The organism is Pseudomonas parakoreensis, from assembly GCF_021602155.1.
GTDB classification, from domain to species: Bacteria; Pseudomonadota; Gammaproteobacteria; order Pseudomonadales; family Pseudomonadaceae; genus Aquipseudomonas; species Aquipseudomonas parakoreensis.
Genome location: NZ_BQHY01000013.1, coordinates 72,454 through 92,920, shown reverse-complemented (window position 1 = coordinate 92,920; position 20,467 = coordinate 72,454). Strand labels below are relative to the sequence as shown.

Sequence of the window (20,467 nt, the reverse complement as noted above, 5' to 3'; positions counted from 1 at the left end):
AAAAGTTATCAATGAACGCTAAGTGGTTGAAAATATTTGGTTATAAATTGACCGATTGAACAGGTATTTATTTTTTGCGGGGGATTTTGCGGAGGTGGCAAGACAGAGGCGTTTTGCCAAGGGATGTAACTTTTCAGGGCGCTAAAACAAAAAGTGCACACATAAATGGCACCGATGGTGACATTCGTGTGTACACATTTTTAAGGTCGCACAGGTGCAAAAAAGTGGGAGCGAGCCTGCTCGCGAATGCGTTGAATCAGTCAGCGAAGATGTCGACTGAGATTCCGCATTCGCGAGCAGGCTCGCTCCCACAGGGGATGTCAATGGATTTAGAGATCAGGCCTTGCTGATGATATTTCCCGCATGCAGCCCGCACTCTTTCTGCGTGGCTTCTTCCCACCACCAGCGGCCTTCGCGTTCGTGCTGGTTCGGCAGGACCGGGCGGGTGCAGGGTTCGCAGCCGATGCTGATGAAGCCGCGCTCATGCAGGCTGTTGTAGGGCAGCTCGAGCATGCGGATGTAGCCCCAGATCTCTTCGCTGGTCATTTGCGCCAGCGGGTTGAATTTGTACAGGGTGCGTTCCGGGGTGGAGAACGCGGTGTCGATTTCCAGCACCGCCACGGCGCTGCGGGTGCCCGGGCTCTGGTCGCGACGCTGGCCGGTGGCCCAGGCTTTGACGCCAGACAGTTTGCGGCGCAGCGGCTCGATCTTGCGGATGCCGCAGCATTCGCCATGACCGTCCCTGTAGAAGCTGAACAGGCCTTTTTCCTTCACGAACGGTTCGAGTTTCGTGTAGTCCGGCGACACCAGTTCGATATCGATCTTGTAGTGCTCGCGCACCTGATCGATGAAGCGATAGGTTTCCGGATGCAGGCGGCCGGTGTCGAGGCTGAACACCTTGACGTTCTTGTTCAGCTTCCAGGCCATGTCCACCAGCACCACATCCTCGGCGCCACTGAAAGAGATCCACAGTTCATCACCGAACTCGGCGAACGCGAGTTTCAGGATGTCCTGGGCGGATTTGTTGGCATAGGTCGTGGCGAGTTCCACGACATCGAACGTTGGGCTCATCAGGGCGGCTTCCTACAGGTCGGTGGCGCTGGGCGCTCTATATGGCGCCGATGGTAACAAAAAGCGGCGGAGTAAGGGGCGCCCGCTGCGTTGCGCGGTCGCGGGGGAGTCGCTAGAGTTCGGGCTCGCTCGACTCGATAATCACTACAAACGGGAGTGTCTTGTGGAAATTGCTTGCCTGGATCTTGAAGGGGTACTGGTACCGGAAATCTGGATCGCCTTCGCCGAAAAAACCGGAATCGAATCCCTCAAGGCCACGACCCGGGACATTCCCGATTACGACGTGCTGATGAAGCAGCGTCTGCGCATCCTCGACGAGCACGGCCTGAAGCTCTCGGACATTCAGGAAGTGATCGCCACCCTCAAGCCGCTGGACGGCGCGGTGGAGTTCGTTGACTGGCTGCGCGAGCGCTTCCAGGTGGTGATTCTCTCGGACACCTTCTACGAATTCTCCCAGCCGCTGATGCGCCAACTGGGCTTCCCGACCTTGCTCTGCCATCGCCTGATCACTGACGACAGTGGGCGGGTGACCAGTTATCAACTGCGTCAGAAAGACCCCAAGCGTCAGTCGGTACTGGCATTCAAGAGCCTGTACTACCGAGTGATTGCGGCGGGCGATTCGTACAACGATACGAGCATGCTCGGCGAGGCGGACGCGGGGATTCTGTTCCATGCGCCGGACAACGTGATTCGCGAGTTCCCGCAGTTCCCGGCGGTGCATACGTTTGCCGAGCTGAAGCAGGAGTTCCTCAAGGCTTCGAACCGCGACCTGTCCTTGTAACCCTCAATCCCTCTGTAGGAGCTGCCGAAGGCTGCGATCTTTTGATCTTGATCTTGATTGTTTAAAAACAGGATCAAAAGATCGCAGCCTTCGGCAGCTCCTACAGGGGTTGCGTCATTCAGAGGTTTTGCAGGGTTTCGAGGAGGATTCGGACCTTGGTAATCGACTCCTGATACTCCGCCTGCCAATCCGAATCAGCCACGATCCCGCCACCCCCCCAGCAACACACCTGCCCATCCTTGACCAACAGACTGCGAATCGCGATGGAGCTGTCCATCTCGCCGCGTACGTCCAGGTACAGCAGCGAGCCGCAATACAACCCGCGTCGCGTCGGCTCCAGTTCGTCGATGATCTGCATCGCGCGGATCTTCGGGGCGCCGGTGATCGAGCCGCCGGGGAAGCTGCCGGCGATCAGGTCGAGTGCGTCGCGGTCATCCGCCAGTTCCCCGGTCACGCTGCTGACCAGGTGATGCACGTTGGGATAGCTTTCCAGGCTGAACAGCTCCGGTACCCGCACCGAGCCGATGCGGCAGGTGCGGCCGAGGTCGTTGCGCAGCAGGTCGACAATCATCAGGTTTTCCGCGCGATCCTTGGGGCTGGCCAGCAGTTCGGCGGCGTTGGCCGCGTCTTCGGCAGGCGTCAGACCGCGCGGGCGAGTGCCTTTGATCGGGCGGGTTTCCACCTGGCGCTGGCTGACTTTGACGAAGCGCTCTGGCGACAGGCTCAACACCGCGTCGCCGTCGGGCAGGCTCTGGAAACCGGAAAACGGTGTCGGGCAAGCCTCGCGCAACGCGCAGTAAGCCAGCCATGGATCGCCTTGGCAGGTTGCGCGGAAACGCTGGGCGAAGTTGACCTGATAGCAGTCGCCGGCCTGGATGTATTGATGAATGCGTTCCAGCGCCTGGCGATAGTCGTCCGGCGAAAGATCGGCAGTCATCGGCGTGTGCAGCTTGAACGGCATCAGCGCCGCTGAGGTCGGTTGGCTGAACAGCGCAATCAGTCGTTGCCGCTCGCTGTCGGCCAGTGACGGGTGAAACACCAATTGACTGGTGGCGGTCTGGTGATCGCTGATCAGCGCCCAGTCGTACAGGCCGAACCGCGCGTCGGGCAGTTGCAGATCGTCCCGGGCCAGGCTCGGCAGATTCTCGAGATGTCGGCCGAAGTCGTAGCTCAGATAGCCGATCAGGCCGCCGGCGAAGGGCAGTTCATGGCTCGCAGGCAGTTGCGCTTCGCCCAGGCGAGTCAGATTATCCCGCAGGCGTTGCAGGAATACGTCGCCGCTTTCATCGGGCAACACCGCCAGTTGTGCCAGCGGCCAGGCGCTGAGCAGGTCATAACGGCCACGGTCGGCACTTGGCCGGCCGCTGTCGAGCAGCACGGCGCCGGGCGCATGGCGGATGGCCGCGAAGTAGTCGGCGGGGTTGGCACGGTAGGGCAGCGGGTGTACGGAACAGGTCAACATGGGCGGGGCAGATCGGCCATCGAGGCGGGGTGGGGATTGTAGTCCTCTGCGGGAATTGCTCCTAGAGGGGATGTCGGGGATTGGCAGATCCGCAGCGGCTGACGAGCAACCTGTGGCGAGGGAGCTTGCTCCCGTTGGAGTGCGAAGCGCTCCCCAAAAATCTTACGACTGCTGCGCAGCCGAGCGGGAGCAAGCTCCCTCGCCACAAGGATCAGCCCTCGACCGCCGGAATATGCCCAAACATCTCCTGAGTAAACGCCACCCGTTCCTCGACCGACTCGGTCACGCCACGCGCCTTCAGCTCCTCCAGATGCGCTTCGACTGCATGCGTACGCTGAGTCAGCCCGCAGTCGTTGGCTATCTGGATATTCAGCCCCGGCCGCGCATTCAGTTCGAGAATCAGCGGGCCTTTTTCCTGGTCCAGCACCATGTCCACACCGATGTAGCCCAGGCCGCACAGTTCATAACAGCCGGCGGCGAGTTTCATGAAACCGTCCCAGTAGGGCAGTTGCACGCCGTCCACCGCGTTGGTGGTGTCGGGGTGTTTGTTGATGATGTTGTTCAGCCAGGTGCCGCGCAGGGTCAGGCCGGTGGCGAGATCGACACCGACGCCGATGGCGCCCTGGTGCAGGTTGGCCTTGCCGCCGGACTGACGGGTTGGCAGGCGTAGCATGGCCATCACCGGATAGCCCATCAACACGATGATGCGGATGTCCGGCACGCCTTCGTAGCTGATGCTCTTGAAGATCTGATCCGGGGTCACCCGGTATTCGATCAGCGCGCGGTCGCGGTGGCCGCCCAGCGAATACAGGCCGGTGAGAATGCTCGAGATGTGGTGCTCGAGTTCTTCGTGGGCAAGGATCTTGCCCGAGACCGTGCGATAGCGGCCTTCGAAGCGGTCGGCGATGACGATGATGCCGTCACCGCCCGCACCTTGAGCCGGCTTGATCACGAAATCGTTGCGCCCGCCGATGATCGCGTCGAGCTTGTCGATTTCCTTCTCCGTGGAGATCACGCCATACAGCTCCGGCACATGAATGCCGGCCTCGATCGCGCGCTCCTTGGTGATGATCTTGTCATCGACGATCGGGTACAGGCTGCGCTTGTTGTACTTGAGCACGTAGTCGGCGTTACGCCGATTGATGCCCATGATGCCCCGCGCCTCCAGAGCCTTCCAGGTCTTCCAGAAACCGAACATCAGGCGTCAGCCTTCTTCAGGAAAGCCTTGAAGCGCACCAGTTCGGTCAGGCGGTAACCTCGATAGCGACCCATCGCCAGCATGAAACCGACCAGAATCAGCAGGATCGCCGGGAAGGTAAACACGAAGTACACCAGCTCCGGCACGGTCATGATCAGGTGGGCCAGCGAGGCGGCGAACAGGGTGCCGATCGCCACTTTCATGGCATGGCTGGCGCCGCGTTCTTCCCAGGTGATCGACAGGCGTTCGATGGTCATGGTCAGAATCACCATCGGGAACAGCGCCACCGACAAACCGCGCTCCAGCCCCAGCTTGTGGCTGAACAGGCTGATGGCGGCAATCAGCACCACCACGAAGGTCAACACCACCGACAGGCGCGGCAGCATCTGCAGCTTCAGGTGTTCCAGGTACGACCGTAAGGACAGGCCCAGCGCGGTGATCACGGTAAACAGCAGGATGCCGAAGCCCAGTTGCGTTTCGCGGAAGGCCAGGGCGATCAGCACCGGGGTAAAGGTGCCGAGGGTCTGCAGGCCGATCAGGTTGCGCAGGATCAGGATCACCAGCACGCCGATCGGGATCATCACCATGATCATGAACGTCTGCTGGGTCTGCAGCGGCAGGCCGTACAACGAGTATTCGAGGAAGTTGGCATCGGTGTTTTCGTCGGTCAGCTTGGCCAGACGAATCGCGTTCATCTCGCTGTTGTTCAGGCTGAAGGTCACGTTGGCTTTCTTCGCGCCGTCGACGGTGATCAGGTTTTCATCACCGGTCCACCACAGCAGGCGGTCGGTCGGCAGCCCTTGCTCACCGGTTTCCGGATTGAAGTACAGCCAGTCGTTGCCATTGAAGCTGCGCAGCCACAGCTCCGGGGTTTGCGGTTGATCGGCAACGAGGCGGATGGTGTGGACTTTTTCTACCGGTACGTGGGCGATCGACAACAGCAGTTCGACGATCTTCGCCTTGTGCGGCGTTGACGGGTCGCCGGCCAGCAGCAGTTTGACGTTGTCGTCGTTGACGTTGTTGACGCGTTTGATCGCTTCGCCGATGAAGGTCTCGACGTCAGCCGAGTGCTGGCGGATCGGTGCGAGCAGGGCTTCGGCGGCGATTTTTTCCGGGCCTTCGATGGCGATGCTGTCGCGGAAGGTCGGGCCTTTGATCTTGGATTTTTCTGCGGTATAGCGTTTGGTCAGCACCAGACGGTAATAAAGGGTCTGGTTGCCCTTGGCCCGGCGCGCGGACCAGGTGACCTTGCGGTTGCCGTCGACGCGGTTGACTGCCACGCCGTAATTATTGGAGATAAAGCTTTCGTTGAGGCTGACGTAATCGCGGCTCAGCGGCGGCACGAACATCTGGACTTTCACCGGATCCTTGGTGCTGGCGACGAACTCGACTTTGGCGTCGATGTTCCACAGGTCGTCGGTAGCGTCTTCGGTCACCGGGATGCCGAGCACGAAAATCTGATAGGCCGTAACCGAAACGCCCAGAAGCACCAGAATGGTGATCAGGATTTTCAGGTGGAAGGTTAGAGAACGCATGGAAATTACTCGGCGGTATGAGCGGCGATGGTGCAGGCGGGTTTGCCGGCAGCGTATTTAAGACTGGGGTCGACCAGCGCGTCGAAGCGTTTCAGCGCTTCGGAGCCGATCAAAAGCGGGTATTGGAACGCACTACGGTCGGTCAGGTTCACTTCGATGCTGCGCAGCGCCGTGCCCATGCAGATGTCCAGCTCGATCACCGGACGCGCGGTGTACTTCTTGCCTTCTTCCGGGTCGTAGTCGCCGGCGCGGCGCTTGATCTTGCTGACCCGGGCCAGCGGCCGTTCGATCGGGTGCGAATGCGCAGCGTCGATCGCCAGGTAGAAACGCACCCACGACTCGCCATTGCGTTTGAAGCGTTTGATGTCGCGGGCACTCAGTGAGGCGGTTTTGGCGCCGGTGTCGAGTTTGGCCGCGACTTGCAGATTGATGCCGTCAAGCGATGCATATTCGTTGAGGCCGTACACGGTTTTTTCCCCCGCCGCGGCGAGGCCGGGCAGGCAAAACAGCGCAAAAAATGTGGGGAAGGGCTTGAGTCTCATAAATCCTGGTGCGCAGCGTTCCGTTTACGGTTCAGGTTCCTGGCAAAACTTGCGCAAGCGCCTGCGTGTGCCTATCAGCTTTTTATGACAAGCCGTACAAATGGCCAGCAAATGCGGGCGGCATTCTAGCACGGTGGTTTTATGGCGCCAGCGCTCGCGCCGGTTATACCCCTTCGCAATTCCTGTGGGAGCGAGCTTGCTCGCGAAAGCGGTAGATCAGTCGACATTGATGTTGAATGTCAGTACGTCTTCGCGAGCAAGCTCGCTCCCACAGGGTTAAGCGCTAATGAAGGGTCGCGTAGGGTTATTAGACGATTGTCGACAATATCCATTTATCCTTTGACTGGGGCCAGCTAATTGGCTAGTTTTTGCCGCATTGGATTTGAAGGTGTCGACAATCATGCTGGATCAACTCGATCCCCCGGTCATCAGCGGCGACGATTCCGAGACGCTCTCGGAAAACGTCTTCCGGCGCATCCAGGCGGCCATCGTCAAAGGTGAGATCGCCCCCGGCAGCAAGATCTCCGAGCCGGAGCTGGCGCGCACCTACGGCATCAGCCGCGGGCCGCTGCGCGAGGCCATTCATCGGCTTGAAGGTCAACGCCTGCTGGTGCGCGTACCGCATGTCGGCGCGCGAGTGGTGTCGCTCAGCCATGCCGAATTGCTCGAACTCTACGAAATCCGCGAATCCCTTGAAGGCATGGCCTGCCGTCTGGCGGCCGAGCGCATGAGCGTCGAAGACATCGACGAACTGCGCCGGGTGCTGGAAACCCACGAGCGCGACGCGGCGTTTCAGGCCGGCGTCGGCTATTACCAGCAGGAAGGCGATTTCGACTTTCACTATCGAATCATTCAGGGCAGCGGCAATCGCACCCTGACCCAGATGCTCTGCGGCGAGTTGTATCAACTGGTGCGCATGTACCGCATCCAGTTTTCCACCACGCCCAATCGGCCACGTCAGGCGTTTGCCGAACACCACCGGATTCTCGATGCCATCGCCGACCGTGACGGCGAGCTCGCGGAATTGTTGATGCGCCGCCACATCGGCGCCTCGAAACGCAACATCGCCCGTCATTACCAGGACGGCGCCGACAATAAGACAGCCACTGAACGAGGTGAGTCATGAGTTCCAAGCAGAACACTCCAGGCCAGCGTTTCCGCGATGCGGTCGCCAGCGAGCATCCATTGCAGGTGGTCGGCGCGATCAACGCCAACCACGCGCTGCTGGCCAAGCGTGCCGGTTTCAAGGCGATCTACCTGTCCGGTGGCGGGGTGGCCGCAGGCTCGCTTGGCGTGCCGGACCTGGGCATCACCGGCCTGGATGACGTGCTGACCGACGTGCGGCGCATTACCGACGTCTGCGACTTGCCGCTGCTGGTGGACGTCGACACCGGTTTCGGCGCCTCGGCGTTCAACGTGGCGCGCACCGTGAAGTCGATGATCAAGTTCGGCGCGGCGGCGATTCACATCGAAGACCAGGTCGGCGCCAAGCGCTGCGGCCACCGTCCGAACAAGGAAATCGTCACCCAGCAGGAAATGGTCGACCGCATCAAGGCAGCGGTCGATGCCCGTACCGATGACAGCTTTGTGATCATGGCGCGCACTGACGCGCTGGCGGTTGAAGGCCTGGAGTCGGCACTGGATCGCGCCGCCGCGTGCATCGAGGCCGGCGCCGACATGATCTTCCCGGAAGCCATCACCGAACTTGAGATGTACAAGCTGTTCGCCAACCGCGTGAAGGCACCGATCCTCGCCAACATCACCGAGTTCGGCTCGACACCGCTGTACACCACCGAGCAACTGGCTGGCGCCGATGTGTCGCTGGTGCTGTACCCGCTGTCGGCGTTCCGCGCGATGAACAAGGCAGCGGAAAACGTCTACACCGCGATCCGCCGCGACGGCACCCAGCAGAATGTCATCGACACCATGCAGACACGCATGGAGCTTTACGATCGCATCGACTACCACACCTTCGAGCAGAAGCTCGATGCGTTGTTTGCCGCAAAAAAATAAAGGCGAAGATCAAAAGATCGCAGCCTCGTTTCACTCGACAGCTCCTACAGGAATGCGGTCGATGCAGGAGCTGCCGAAGGCTGCGATCTTTTGCCAACAACACCGTAATTGCAGATTCCCTAACAAATTCAAGATTGGAGACAGCAATGGCCGAAGCAAAAGTACTCAGTGGCGCCGGGCTCCGGGGCCAGGTTGCCGGGCAAACCGCACTGTCCACCGTGGGCCAGGCCGGTGCCGGGCTGACTTATCGCGGCTACGACGTGCGTGAACTGGCAGCCGACGCGCAGTTCGAAGAAGTGGCGTACCTGCTGCTGTACGGCGAACTGCCGACCCAGGCGCAACTCGACGCCTACCAGCAAAAGCTGAGCAAGCTGCGCGATCTGCCGCCAGCACTGAAAGAAGTGCTCGAACGCATCCCTGCCGACGCTCACCCGATGGACGTCATGCGCACCGGTTGTTCGTTCCTCGGCAACCTCGAACCGGAGAAAGATTTCTCCGAGCAGCGCGACAAGACCGATCGTCTGCTCGCCGCTTTCCCGGCGATCATGTGCTACTGGTATCGCTTCAGTCACGACGGCAAACGCATCAACTGCGTCAGTGATGAGCCATCGATTGGCGGCCACTTCCTGCACCTGTTGCACGACAAGAAACCGAGCGAACTGCACGTCAAAGTGATGAACGTGTCGCTGATCCTCTACGCCGAACACGAATTCAACGCCTCGACGTTTACCGCTCGTGTTTGCGCATCGACCCTGTCCGACCTGTATTCCTGCGTCACTGCAGCGATCGGTTCGTTGCGCGGCCCGCTGCACGGCGGCGCCAACGAAGCGGCGATGGAAATGATCGAGCGCTTCTCGTCGCCGGAAGAGGCGATCAAGGGCACCCTCGGCATGCTGGAGCGCAAGGACAAGATCATGGGCTTCGGCCACGCGATCTATAAGGACAGCGATCCGCGCAACGAGGTGATCAAGGGCTGGTCGAAAAAACTCGCTGACGAAGTCGGTGACAAGGTGTTGTTCGCGGTTTCCGAAGCCATCGACAAGACCATGTGGGAGCAGAAGAAACTGTTCCCCAATGCCGACTTCTACCATGCCTCGGCGTATCACTTCATGGGCATTCCGACCAAGCTGTTCACGCCGATTTTCGTCTGCTCGCGCCTGACCGGCTGGGCCGCGCACGTGTTCGAACAGCGTGCCAACAACCGCATCATCCGTCCGAGCGCCGAGTACGTCGGCGTTGAACAGCGCAAGTTCGTGCCAATCGAACGTCGCTGAATGGTGAGGGCCAGCCACAAAGCGCAACCCCTGTAGGAGCTGCCGAAGGCTGCGATCTTTTGATTTTGTTTTTCAAGATCAAGATCAAAAGATCGCAGCCTTCGGCAGCTCCTACAGGGGGCGGTGTGGAGGGCTCTCCCTTTGAAACCACCGTGACCCGAGTCCTGACCCGATGAACACAGCATTCCGCAAAAACCTGCCCGGCAGTTCCCTGGATTATTTCGACGTCCGTGCGGCCGTCGAGGCGATTCAGCCCGGCAGTTACGACACCCTGCCGTACACCTCCCGCGTGCTGGCGGAGAACCTGGTGCGTCGCTGCGACCCGGCCACGCTCACCGACTCCCTCAAGCAACTGATCGAACGCAAGCGCGACCTCGACTTCCCGTGGTTCCCGGCGCGCGTGGTCTGCCACGACATTCTCGGCCAGACCGCACTCGTGGACCTCGCCGGCCTGCGTGACGCGATTGCCCAGCAGGGTGGAGACCCGGCGCAAGTCAACCCGGTGGTGCCGACGCAACTGATCGTCGACCACTCGCTGGCGGTGGAAGCGGGCGGTTTCGACAAGCAGGCGTTCGAGAAGAACCGCGCCATCGAAGACCGGCGCAACGAAGACCGTTTCCACTTCATCAACTGGACAAAAAAGGCCTTCAAGAACGTCGACGTGATCCCGCCGGGCAACGGCATCATGCACCAGATCAACCTGGAGAAAATGTCTCCGGTGATCCAGGTGCGCGACGGCGTGGCGTTCCCCGACACCTGCGTCGGCACCGACAGCCATACCCCGCACGTCGATGCACTGGGCGTGATCGCCATCGGCGTCGGTGGCCTCGAAGCCGAGAGCGTGATGCTCGGTCGCGCCTCGTGGATGCGCCTGCCGGAAAGCGTCGGCGTTGAACTGACCGGCAAGCTGCAACCGGGCATCACCGCCACCGACATGGTGCTGGCCCTGACCGAGTACCTGCGCAAACAGAAAGTCGTTGGCGCCTGGCTGGAGTTCTTCGGCGAAGGTGCCTCCGCGCTGACCCTTGGCGACCGTGCGACCATCTCCAACATGGCCCCGGAATACGGCGCCACGGCGGCGATGTTCTACATCGACCAGCAGACCATCGACTACCTGAAACTCACTGGCCGTGAAGACCAGCAAGTGCAGTTGGTCGAGCAGTACGCCAAACTCAACGGCTTGTGGGCCGACAGCCTGAAAGGCGCGCAATACGAGCGTGGCCTGAGTTTCGATCTGTCTTCGGTGGTGCGCAACATGGCCGGCCCGAGCAACCCGCACGCCCGTGTGGCGGTAGCGGATCTGGCGGCCAAAGGCATCTCCGGGCAGTGGGACGACGTGCCGGGGCAAATGCCTGACGGCGCGGTGATCATCGCCGCGATCACCAGCTGCACCAATACCAGCAACCCGCGCAACGTGATCGCCGCCGGCCTCTTGGCGCGTAACGCCAACAAGCTGGGGCTGACGCGCAAGCCGTGGGTCAAATCCTCGCTGGCGCCGGGTTCGAAAACCGTGGCGCTGTACCTCGACGAAGCGGGGCTGACCACGGAGCTGGAACAACTCGGTTTCGGCGTCGTCGCGTTTGCCTGTACCACCTGCAACGGCATGTCCGGCGCACTCGATCCGGTGATCCAGCAAGAGATCATCGACCGCGATCTGTATGCGACTGCTGTGCTCTCCGGCAACCGCAACTTCGACGGCCGCATTCACCCGTACGCCAAACAGGCGTTCCTCGCGTCGCCGCCGCTGGTGGTCGCTTACGCCATCGCCGGGACCATCCGTTTCGACATTGAAAAAGACGTGCTGGGCGTGGTCGATGGCAAGGAAATCCGCCTGAAAGACATCTGGCCGAGCGACGAAGAAATCGACGCGGTGGTGAAATCTTCGGTCAAGCCTGAGCAGTTCCGGCAGGTCTACATCCCGATGTTTGCCGTCCACGAAGACACCGGCCCGAAGGTCGCGCCGCTGTACGACTGGCGCGAGATGAGCACCTACATCCGTCGGCCGCCGTACTGGGAAGGCGCGCTGGCCGGGGCACGTCCGCTCAAGGGCATGCGCCCGCTGGCGGTGCTGCCGGACAACATCACCACCGATCACCTGTCGCCATCGAACGCGATCATGCTCGACAGCGCCGCCGGCGAATACCTGGCGAAAATGGGCCTGCCGGAAGAGGACTTCAACTCCTACGCCACGCACCGCGGCGACCACCTGACCGCGCAGCGTGCAACCTTCGCCAACCCGAAACTGTTCAACGAAATGGTCCAGGAAAACGGCAAGGTCAAGCAGGGTTCGCTGGCGCGGGTCGAGCCGGAAGGCAAGGTGATGCGCATGTGGGAAGCCATCGAAACCTACATGGAGCGCAAGCAGCCGTTGATCATCATTGCCGGCGCCGACTACGGCCAGGGCTCGTCCCGCGACTGGGCGGCGAAAGGTGTGCGCCTGGCAGGCGTGGAAGCGATCGTCGCCGAAGGCTTCGAGCGTATCCACCGCACCAACCTGGTGGGCATGGGCGTGTTGCCGCTGGAGTTCAAACCGGGTACCGACCGTCACACGCTGGCCATCGACGGCAGCGAAACCTACGACGTGATCGGCGCCCGCACCCCGCGTGCCGACCTGACGCTGGTAATCCACCGCAAGAATGGCGAGCGCGTTGAAGTGCCAGTGACCTGCCGCCTCGACACCGCGGAAGAAGTGTCGATCTACGAGGCCGGCGGCGTGTTGCAACGCTTCGCCCAGGACTTCCTCGAAGAGTCGGCGGTTGCCGTTTAAAACAAGTTAAGCGACCAAGGGATGATGAATCCCTTGGTGCTTTGAGGAGCAACCATGGCTCACGCAGCTCATTTCGCACCGCAGATAAAAATACCCGCCACCTACATGCGCGGCGGCACCAGCAAAGGCGTGTTTTTCAGCCTCAAGGATCTTCCCGAAACCGCGCAGATTCCCGGCCCGGCCCGCGATGCCTTGCTGCTGCGGGTGATCGGCAGCCCCGACCCGTACGACAAGCAGATCGACGGCATGGGCGGCGCCACCTCAAGCACCAGCAAAACCGTGATCCTGTCGAAAAGCATCAAGGCTGATCACGACGTCGATTACCTGTTCGGTCAGGTCTCCATCGACAAACCGTTCGTGGACTGGAGCGGCAACTGCGGCAACCTCTCGGCAGCGGTCGGTTCGTTCGCCATCAGCAACGGTCTGGTGGAGGCCAGCCGCATTCCGCACAACGGTGTCGCGGTGGTGCGCGTGTGGCAGGCCAACATCGGCAAGACCATCATCGCCCATGTGCCGATCACCAACGGCGAAGTGCAGGAGACCGGTGATTTCGAACTCGACGGCGTGACCTTTCCGGCCGCCGAAGTGCAGGTCGAATTCATGGACCCGGCGGCGGAAGAAGAGGGCGGCGGCGGTTCGATGTTTCCCACCGGCAACCTGATCGATCAGCTGGAGGTGCCGGGTGTCGGCACGTTCCAGGCGACCATGATCAACGCCGGGATCCCGACGATTTTCGTCAACGCCGCAGACATCGGCTACACCGGCACCGAGCTGCAAGGCGCGATCAACAGCGACCCGAAAGCGCTGCAGATGTTCGAAACCATCCGCGCCTACGGTGCGTTGCGCATGGGCCTGATTTCGACTCTGGATGAAGCAGCGAAGCGGCAGCACACGCCGAAAGTCGCGTTCGTCGCCAAGCCTGCGGATTACGTCGCGTCCAGCGGCAAATCGATTGCTGCCGCTGATGTCGATCTGCTGGTGCGTGCATTGTCGATGGGCAAACTGCACCACGCGATGATGGGCACGGCAGCGGTGGCTATCGGCACGGCGGCGGCGATTTCCGGGACGCTGGTGAATCTTGCGGCGGGCGGTATCGAACGCAATGCCGTGCGCTTCGGCCACCCGTCCGGGACCTTGCGCGTCGGTGCCGAAGCCAGCCTGGAAAACGGTGAGTGGGTGGTGAAAAAAGCCATCATGAGTCGCAGTGCGCGCGTCCTCATGGAAGGCTACGTGCGCATCCCTGGCGACTCCTTCTGAATCCAACACCGAACAGAACTGTAGGAGCTGCCGCAGGCTGCGATCTTTTGATCTTGATCTTGAAAAGCAAAATCAAAAGATCGCAGCCTTCGGCAGCTCCTACAGAGATTGCATTTCAAAAATAAAAATCCATCGCCTGAACCGAGGTCCCATCAACGAACCACTGCCAGAGTGAATCGAACATGAGCGCCAACGTCGACCTGAACAACCGCCCCGACTACGACCGTGTCCTGCAGGACATCGCCGATTACGTCCTCACCTTCAACATCGAATCTGCCGAAGCCCTCGACACCGCCCGCAACTGCCTGATGGATACGTTGGGCTGTGGCCTGCTGGCGCTGCGGTTCCCTGAATGCACGAAACACCTCGGCCCCATTGTCGAGGGCACGGTCGTGCCGTTCGGGGCGCGGGTGCCTGGCACTCCCTATCGCCTGGATCCGGTGAAAGCCGCGTGGGACATCGGCTGCATCGTGCGCTGGCTCGATTACAACGACACCTGGCTCGCGGCCGAATGGGGGCATCCGTCGGACAACCTCGGCGGGATTCTCGCGGTGGCCGATCACCTGTCGCAGAAGCGTGTCGCCAACGGCGAAGCGCCACTGACCGTGCGCGACGTGCTCGAAGCAATGATCATGGCCCACGAGATTCAAGGCGTGATAGCCCTGGAAAATTCCTTCAACCGCGTCGGCCTCGACCATGTGTTGCTGGTGAAAGTCGCCTCCACAGCCGTCACCGCGAAACTGATGGGCGCCAATCGCGAGCAGCTGCTGTCGGCGTTGTCCCATGCCTTCGCCGATGGTCAGGCCTTGCGCACTTATCGTCATGCGCCGAACGCCGGGTCGCGCAAGTCCTGGGCGGCGGGGGATGCGACCAGCCGCGGCGTGCGTCTGGCCGACATCGCCCTGCGTGGCGAGATGGGCGTTCCCGGGGTGTTGACGGCCAAACAGTGGGGCTTCTATGACGTGTCGTTCAGCCACACCAACAACGATCTGGCGCTCAAGCCGGAGGGCAAACGCACCTTCAGTTTTTCGCGGCCCTACGGCAGTTACGTGATGGAAAACGTGCTGTTCAAGATCAGCTTCCCCGCCGAATTCCACGCGCAAACGGCCTGCGAAGCGGCGGTGACCTTGCATCCGTTGGTGCGCAACCGCTTGCATGAAATCGACCGCATCGTCATCACCACCCATGAGTCAGCGATTCGCATCATCTCCAAAGTCGGACCGCTGGCCAACGCCGCCGACCGCGATCACTGCCTGCAGTACATGACCGCCGTGCCGCTGGCGTTCGGCAATCTGCTGGCCGAGCAGTACGAGGACGACTTCCACGCCGCGCACCCGATCATCGATGTGCTGCGCGAGAAAATGGTCATCGTCGAAGACCCGCGTTTCACCCGCGAATACCTGGAGGCTGACAAGCGCTCGATCGCCAACGCGGTGCAGGTGTTTTTCAAGGATGGATCGAGCACCGAGAACGTGGTGGTCGAATACCCGATCGGCCACCGTCGGCGCCGGGTCGAAGGTATTCCATTGCTGGAGGACAAGTTCAAGGCGAATCTGCTGACCCGATTCACTGCGCAGCGCAGCGGCGAGATCTTCGCATTGTGCAAGAATCAGGCGCAGCTTGAAGCGACCCCCGTGAATCGTTTCATCGACCTGTTTGTCATCTGACAACGCGAGCATTGAAGACCAATTGCGGGCGTGAGCCTGCTCACGCTAGCGGTGTGTCAGGCAACATCAATGCTGGATGTGCCGCCGCCTTCGCGGGCAAGCCCGCTCCCACAAGGTTTTGTGCCTGGCACAACATGCATGAACACTCTGAAACCCTGTGGGAGCGGGCTTGCCCGCGAAGGCGCCAAAGCAGACGCCGCAAATCTATTTGAAACGCCGCTCCACACCTTTCTCCACCAGAATCTTCGCCGAAATCTCTTCCACCGAAAAATGCGTGGAGTTGATGTGCGGGATGTTCTCGCGGCGGAACAGGTTTTCCACTTCGCGCACTTCGAATTCGCACTGGGCGTAGCTCGAATAACGACTGTTGGGCTTGCGTTCGTTGCGGATCGCAGTGAGGCGATCGGGGTCGATGGTCAAGCCGAACAGCTTGTGCTGATGGGCGCGCAGGGCGGTTGGCAGGGTCAGGCGCTCCATGTCGTCTTCGGTCAACGGGTAGTTGGCCGCGCGAATGCCGAATTGCATCGCCATGTACAGGCACGTCGGCGTCTTACCACATCGCGACACGCCCACTAGTATCAGGTCGGCCTTGTCGTAATAGTGGGTGCGTGCGCCGTCATCGTTGTCGAGGGCGAAGTTCACCGCCTCGATACGCTCCATGTAATTGGAATTGTGGCCGATCGAATGCGACTTGCCGACGGTGTAGGAGGAATGCTCGGTCAGCTCCTGTTCGAGCGGGGCGAGGAAGGTCGAGAAAATGTCGATCATGAAACCATTGGACGTTGCGAGAATCTCACGGATGTCCTGATTGACGATGGTGTCGAAGATGATCGGGCGGAAGCCGTCGGTTTCAGCGGCTTTGTTGATTTGTTGTACCATGGCCCGCGCTTTGTCCGCGTTGTCGATATACGGCCGCGTGAGCTTGGTGAAGGTAATGTTTTCGAACTGCGCCAGAAGGCTTTGACCCAGGGTTTCGGCGGTAATGCCGGTGCCATCGGAGATAAAGAAAGCAGATCGTTTCATTTGCACCTTGGGCCTTAAGCTAATGAGCATTCTTGGATATGATAGGCGCGATTTGCCGGCCGCCATTGGCCCGCATTCTCACTTATTTTCCAGGTCCAGGCCATACAGCCGGCCAACGCTCCCCCGAGCTGCCGGTTTCTGAGCTTTTCCAACACAGTTAGTGGAGAGATCACCTTGGTAGAGTACGTAGTTTCCCTCGATAAGCTCGGCAAACACGATGTTGAGCATGTGGGGGGCAAGAACGCATCCCTGGGCGAGATGATCAGCAACCTGGCAGGTGCCGGTGTGTCGGTCCCCGGCGGCTTTGCCACCACCGCGCAGGCCTATCGCGACTTTCTCGAACTGAGCGGCCTCAACGACCAGATCCACAAGGCTCTCGACGCCCTGGACGTCGATGACGTCAACGCGCTGGCCAAGACCGGTGCACAGATCCGTCAATGGATCATGGAAGCCGAATTCCCCGAAAAACTGAATACCGAGATCCGCACCGCGTTCGCCGCGCTGTCGGCCGGTAACCCTGACGTGGCCGTGGCCGTGCGCTCTTCCGCCACCGCCGAAGACTTGCCGGACGCCTCGTTCGCCGGTCAGCAGGAAACCTTCCTGAACATCCGTGGCGTGGAAAACGTTATCCGCGCCGCCAAAGAGGTGTTCGCTTCGCTGTTCAACGACCGCGCCATCTCCTACCGCGTGCACCAGGGCTTCGACCACAAACTGGTCGCCCTGTCGGCTGGCGTGCAGCGCATGGTGCGTTCGGAAACCGGCACCGCCGGCGTGATGTTCACCCTCGATACCGAATCCGGTTTCCGTGACGTGGTGTTCATCACCGGCGCCTACGGTCTGGGCGAAACCGTCGTACAAGGCGCGGTCAACCCGGATGAGTTCTACGTGCACAAAGGCACGCTGGAGGCCGGTCGCCCGGCGATCCTGCGTCGCAACCTGGGCAGCAAAGCCATCAAAATGATCTACGGCGACGAGGCCAAGGCCGGTCGTTCGGTGAAGACCGTCGATGTCGACAAGGCTGAACGCGCACGTTTCTGCCTGACCGACGCTGAAGTCAGCGAGCTGGCCAAGCAGGCGATGATCATCGAGAAGCACTACGGCTGCCCGATGGACATCGAGTGGGCCAAGGACGGTGACGACGGCAAGCTGTACATCGTGCAGGCCCGCCCGGAAACCGTGAAAAGCCGCACCCAGGCCAACGTCATGGAACGTTACCTGCTGAAAGAAACCGGCACTGTGCTGGTGGAAGGTCGTGCCATTGGCCAGCGCATCGGCGCCGGTAAAGTGCGGATCATCAAGGACGTCTCGGAAATGGACAAAGTCCAGGCCGGTGACGTGCTGGTCTCCGACATGACCGACCCGGACTGGGAACCGGTGATGAAGCGCGCCAGCGCCATCGTCACCAACCGTGGCGGCCGTACCTGTCACGCGGCGATCATCGCCCGTGAACTGGGGATTCCGGCGGTGGTGGGTTGCGGCAACGCCACCCAACTGCTGAAGGATGGCCAGGGCGTGACCGTGTCCTGCGCCGAAGGCGACACCGGTTACATCTTCGAAGGCGAACTGGGCTTCGACGTCAAGAAAAACTCCGTGGACGCCATGCCGGAGCTGCCGTTCAAAATCATGATGAACGTCGGCAACCCGGACCGCGCCTTCGACTTCGCGCAGTTGCCGAACGCCGGTGTCGGCCTGGCGCGTCTGGAGTTCATCATCAACCGCATGATCGGCGTACACCCGAAAGCGCTGTTGAACTACGACGGCCTGCCGCAGGAAATCAAGGACAGCGTCGACAAGCGCATCGCCGGTTACCACGATCCGGTCGGTTTCTACGTCGAAAAACTGGTGGAAGGCATCAGCACCCTCGCGGCCGCGTTCTGGCCGAAGAAGGTCATCGTGCGTCTGTCGGACTTCAAGTCCAACGAGTACGCCAACCTGATCGGCGGCAAGCTGTACGAGCCGGAAGAAGAAAACCCGATGCTCGGCTTCCGTGGCGCTTCGCGTTACATCAGCGAATCGTTCCGTGACTGCTTCGAACTCGAATGCCGCGCGCTGAAACGCGTGCGCAACGAGATGGGCCTGACCAACGTCGAAATCATGGTGCCGTTCGTCCGTACCCTGGGCGAAGCCAGCCAGGTGGTCGATCTGCTCGCCGAAAACGGCCTGGCCCGTGGCGACAACGGCCTGCGCGTGATCATGATGTGCGAACTGCCATCCAACGCGATTCTCGCTGAAGAATTCCTCGAATTCTTTGACGGTTTCTCCATCGGTTCCAACGACCTGACCCAGCTGACCCTGGGCCTGGACCGTGACTCCGGGATCATCGCGCACCTGTTCGACGAGCGTAATCCAGCGGTGAAGAAGCTGCTGGCCAACGCGATTGCCGCGTGCAACAAGGCCGGCAAGTACATCGGCATTTGCGGTCAGGGCCCTTCGGATCACCCGGACCTGGCCAAATGGCTGATGGAGCAGGGCATCGAAAGCGTGTCGCTGAACCCGGACTCCGTGCTGGAAACCTGGTTCTTCCTCGCCGAAGGCCAAGCGCAGGCGTAAGCAGATGTGAACGGCCCGTTCCCCTTGTGGGAGCGCGCCTGCTCGCGAAGACGGAGCAACATTCATCAGTGATGTTGGCTGACACTCCGCTTTCGCGAGCAGGCTCGCCCCCACGGGAGGCGGGTTTGAGATTTGAGTAGGGCGGGCTCCTGTAGATGCCGCCCTTTTTTGTGCAAGAGCATTATGCAAAGCAGCAGCAACCTGTTTCCTGTCGCCCTGATCAGCGCCGAACGTCGCGGTGATCTGAGCGAAGATGTGTATCGACTCAAACCCGGCAACAGTCCCGACTGGTCCGTGGAAATCGCCGTGACCCGCTTGGGCATGGCGGATGACACGGCGCCGCGCGGCGTGCCGGTGATTTTGCTGCATGGCAGTTTTTCCAACCGGCGCTTCTGGTTTTCCCCCAAAGGCCTGGGCCTGGGCGCTTACCTGACGCGTCTGGGCTTCGACGTGTGGATCCCGGAAATGCGTGGTCACGGCCTGTCGCAGCGCAACGAGGATTACCGGCGCAACCGCGTGGCTGACTACGCCCGTTACGATCTGCCGGCGATTGCCGCGTTCGTCCGTGAGCAGAGCGAGCAGGTCCCGCACTGGATCGGCCATTCGCTGGGTGGCATTACCCTGGCGGCGGCGCTCGGTGGCGAATACCTCGGCGAGCCGGCGGTGGCCTCGGCGGCGTTTTTCGGCACGCAGGTCAGCCGCACTTACTGGCCGTTGAAGATCCCGCCAGTGGAGTGGAGCGGGCGCTTCATTCTCAAGCGCTTCGCGCAGTTGTCGGGCTCACGCCTCAAGCGCGGACCGGAAGACGAACCCATCGGTCTGGCGCTGGAAAGCATGCGCTGGTACGGCCTGTTCGGGCGGTTTGGCGACAAGGACAAGAATTGGTGGGCGGGACTTGCCGAGGTGCAGGTGCCGGTGCTGGCCGTGACGGCAGCGGGGGATCACCAGGATCCGGCGTGGGCCTGTCGCAAACTGTTCGAGCAGATCGGCTCCGAGCACAAACAGTTCGTCAATCTGGGGCGCGAGCAGGGCTTCAGCGACAACTTCGGGCATGTCGAGATGCTGGTGAGCAAAGCGGCGCAGGCCGAGGTCTGGCCACTGGTGGCGCGCTGGTTGAGCGATCAGCAGACGCCGTTGCTCGGCGACAAGCCGGATCTTGCTGCTGCGGTCTGAGCCGGGGGCTCTGAAAAGGGCATTTCGTTCAGGTCGGCTTGCGGCTAAGATATGACGCATTGTGCGGTTCTGGTCATATTTGGTGGCTGTTTAGCTATTACGTTTCAGCGTTTGTTCAGGTTCGTTCAGCGACCATGGCATGAACTAAGGTAAA

15 protein-coding genes are annotated in these 20,467 nt (G+C 60.8%); 9 read left to right on the top strand and 6 right to left on the bottom strand.

The genetic code is table 11. The annotated features are described in order from the left end of the window. Window positions 1-336: 336 nt before the first annotated feature. Entirely contained in the window at window positions 337-1,071 is a 735-nt protein-coding gene (locus tag L6D63_RS20410; RefSeq protein WP_047292986.1) for a phosphoadenylyl-sulfate reductase, read from the bottom strand. A 163-nt stretch (window positions 1,072-1,234) separates the two neighbouring features. On the opposite strand from L6D63_RS20410, the gene thrH reads away from it, so the two are divergent. Then, on the top strand, window positions 1,235-1,852 hold the full coding sequence (gene thrH, locus L6D63_RS20405; protein WP_041067615.1) for a bifunctional phosphoserine phosphatase/homoserine phosphotransferase ThrH: 618 nt from the start codon (window positions 1,235-1,237) through the stop codon (window positions 1,850-1,852). Window positions 1,853-1,970: 118 nt separating this feature from the next. Here thrH and pabB read toward each other — a convergent pair whose 3' ends face one another. The 4 genes from pabB to rloA all read right to left on the bottom strand — a co-directional run bounded on the left by pabB (window position 1,971) and on the right by rloA (window position 6,589). After that, window positions 1,971-3,314, bottom strand: a complete 1,344-nt coding sequence (pabB, locus tag L6D63_RS20400) for an aminodeoxychorismate synthase component I (RefSeq protein ID WP_121184480.1) — start codon at window positions 3,312-3,314, stop codon at window positions 1,971-1,973. Between the two features lie 211 nt (window positions 3,315-3,525). Next, on the bottom strand, window positions 3,526-4,512 hold the full coding sequence (locus L6D63_RS20395) for an alpha-L-glutamate ligase-like protein (RefSeq protein WP_041067621.1): 987 nt from the start codon (window positions 4,510-4,512) through the stop codon (window positions 3,526-3,528). Then, a complete protein-coding gene (rloB, locus tag L6D63_RS20390) occupies window positions 4,512-6,047 on the bottom strand; it encodes an osmotic stress tolerance membrane protein RloB (protein ID WP_041067624.1) in 1,536 nt (511 codons plus the stop codon). The genes L6D63_RS20395 and rloB overlap by 1 nt, the downstream gene beginning before the upstream one ends. 5 nt (window positions 6,048-6,052) lie before the next feature. Next, window positions 6,053-6,589: a retropepsin-like aspartic peptidase RloA gene (rloA, locus tag L6D63_RS20385; RefSeq protein ID WP_025110318.1), complete on the bottom strand. Its 537-nt coding sequence runs from the start codon at window positions 6,587-6,589 to the stop codon at window positions 6,053-6,055. Window positions 6,590-6,992: 403 nt separating this feature from the next. Here rloA and L6D63_RS20380 point away from each other — a divergent pair, with 403 nt between their 5' ends. The 6 genes from L6D63_RS20380 (at window position 6,993) to prpD (ending at window position 15,567) form a co-directional block, all read left to right on the top strand. Continuing rightward, on the top strand, window positions 6,993-7,715 hold the full coding sequence (locus tag L6D63_RS20380; RefSeq protein WP_174377155.1) for a GntR family transcriptional regulator: 723 nt from the start codon (window positions 6,993-6,995) through the stop codon (window positions 7,713-7,715). Next, entirely contained in the window at window positions 7,712-8,602 is an 891-nt protein-coding gene (gene prpB, locus L6D63_RS20375; RefSeq protein WP_041067638.1) for a methylisocitrate lyase, read from the top strand. Before L6D63_RS20380 ends, prpB begins: the two co-directional genes overlap by 4 nt. A gap of 146 nt (window positions 8,603-8,748) precedes the next feature. Next, window positions 8,749-9,876 carry a bifunctional 2-methylcitrate synthase/citrate synthase gene (gene prpC / locus L6D63_RS20370; protein ID WP_047292992.1) on the top strand — a complete coding sequence of 376 codons (1,128 nt, stop codon included), beginning with the start codon at window positions 8,749-8,751 and terminating at the stop codon, window positions 9,874-9,876. A gap of 172 nt (window positions 9,877-10,048) precedes the next feature. Then, complete coding sequence (gene acnD, locus L6D63_RS20365) at window positions 10,049-12,643, top strand: Fe/S-dependent 2-methylisocitrate dehydratase AcnD (protein ID WP_131670037.1); 2,595 nt, start codon at window positions 10,049-10,051, stop codon at window positions 12,641-12,643. Between the two features lie 54 nt (window positions 12,644-12,697). Then, entirely contained in the window at window positions 12,698-13,900 is a 1,203-nt protein-coding gene (prpF, locus tag L6D63_RS20360) for a 2-methylaconitate cis-trans isomerase PrpF (RefSeq protein ID WP_131670038.1), read from the top strand. Between the two features lie 182 nt (window positions 13,901-14,082). Beyond that, complete coding sequence (gene prpD / locus L6D63_RS20355) at window positions 14,083-15,567, top strand: 2-methylcitrate dehydratase (protein WP_047292995.1); 1,485 nt, start codon at window positions 14,083-14,085, stop codon at window positions 15,565-15,567. A gap of 204 nt (window positions 15,568-15,771) precedes the next feature. Here the strand turns inward: prpD and ppsR are convergent, their stop codons facing one another. Beyond that, window positions 15,772-16,590 carry a posphoenolpyruvate synthetase regulatory kinase/phosphorylase PpsR gene (gene ppsR, locus L6D63_RS20350; RefSeq protein ID WP_007960912.1) on the bottom strand — a complete coding sequence of 273 codons (819 nt, stop codon included), beginning with the start codon at window positions 16,588-16,590 and terminating at the stop codon, window positions 15,772-15,774. Between the two features lie 174 nt (window positions 16,591-16,764). Between ppsR and ppsA the strand changes: the two genes are divergently transcribed. Then, a complete protein-coding gene (gene ppsA, locus L6D63_RS20345; RefSeq protein ID WP_041067660.1) occupies window positions 16,765-19,140 on the top strand; it encodes a phosphoenolpyruvate synthase in 2,376 nt (791 codons plus the stop codon). A 183-nt stretch (window positions 19,141-19,323) separates the two neighbouring features. Beyond that, window positions 19,324-20,313, top strand: a complete 990-nt coding sequence (locus L6D63_RS20340) for an alpha/beta fold hydrolase (protein WP_131670039.1) — start codon at window positions 19,324-19,326, stop codon at window positions 20,311-20,313. Window positions 20,314-20,467: the final 154 nt, after the last annotated feature.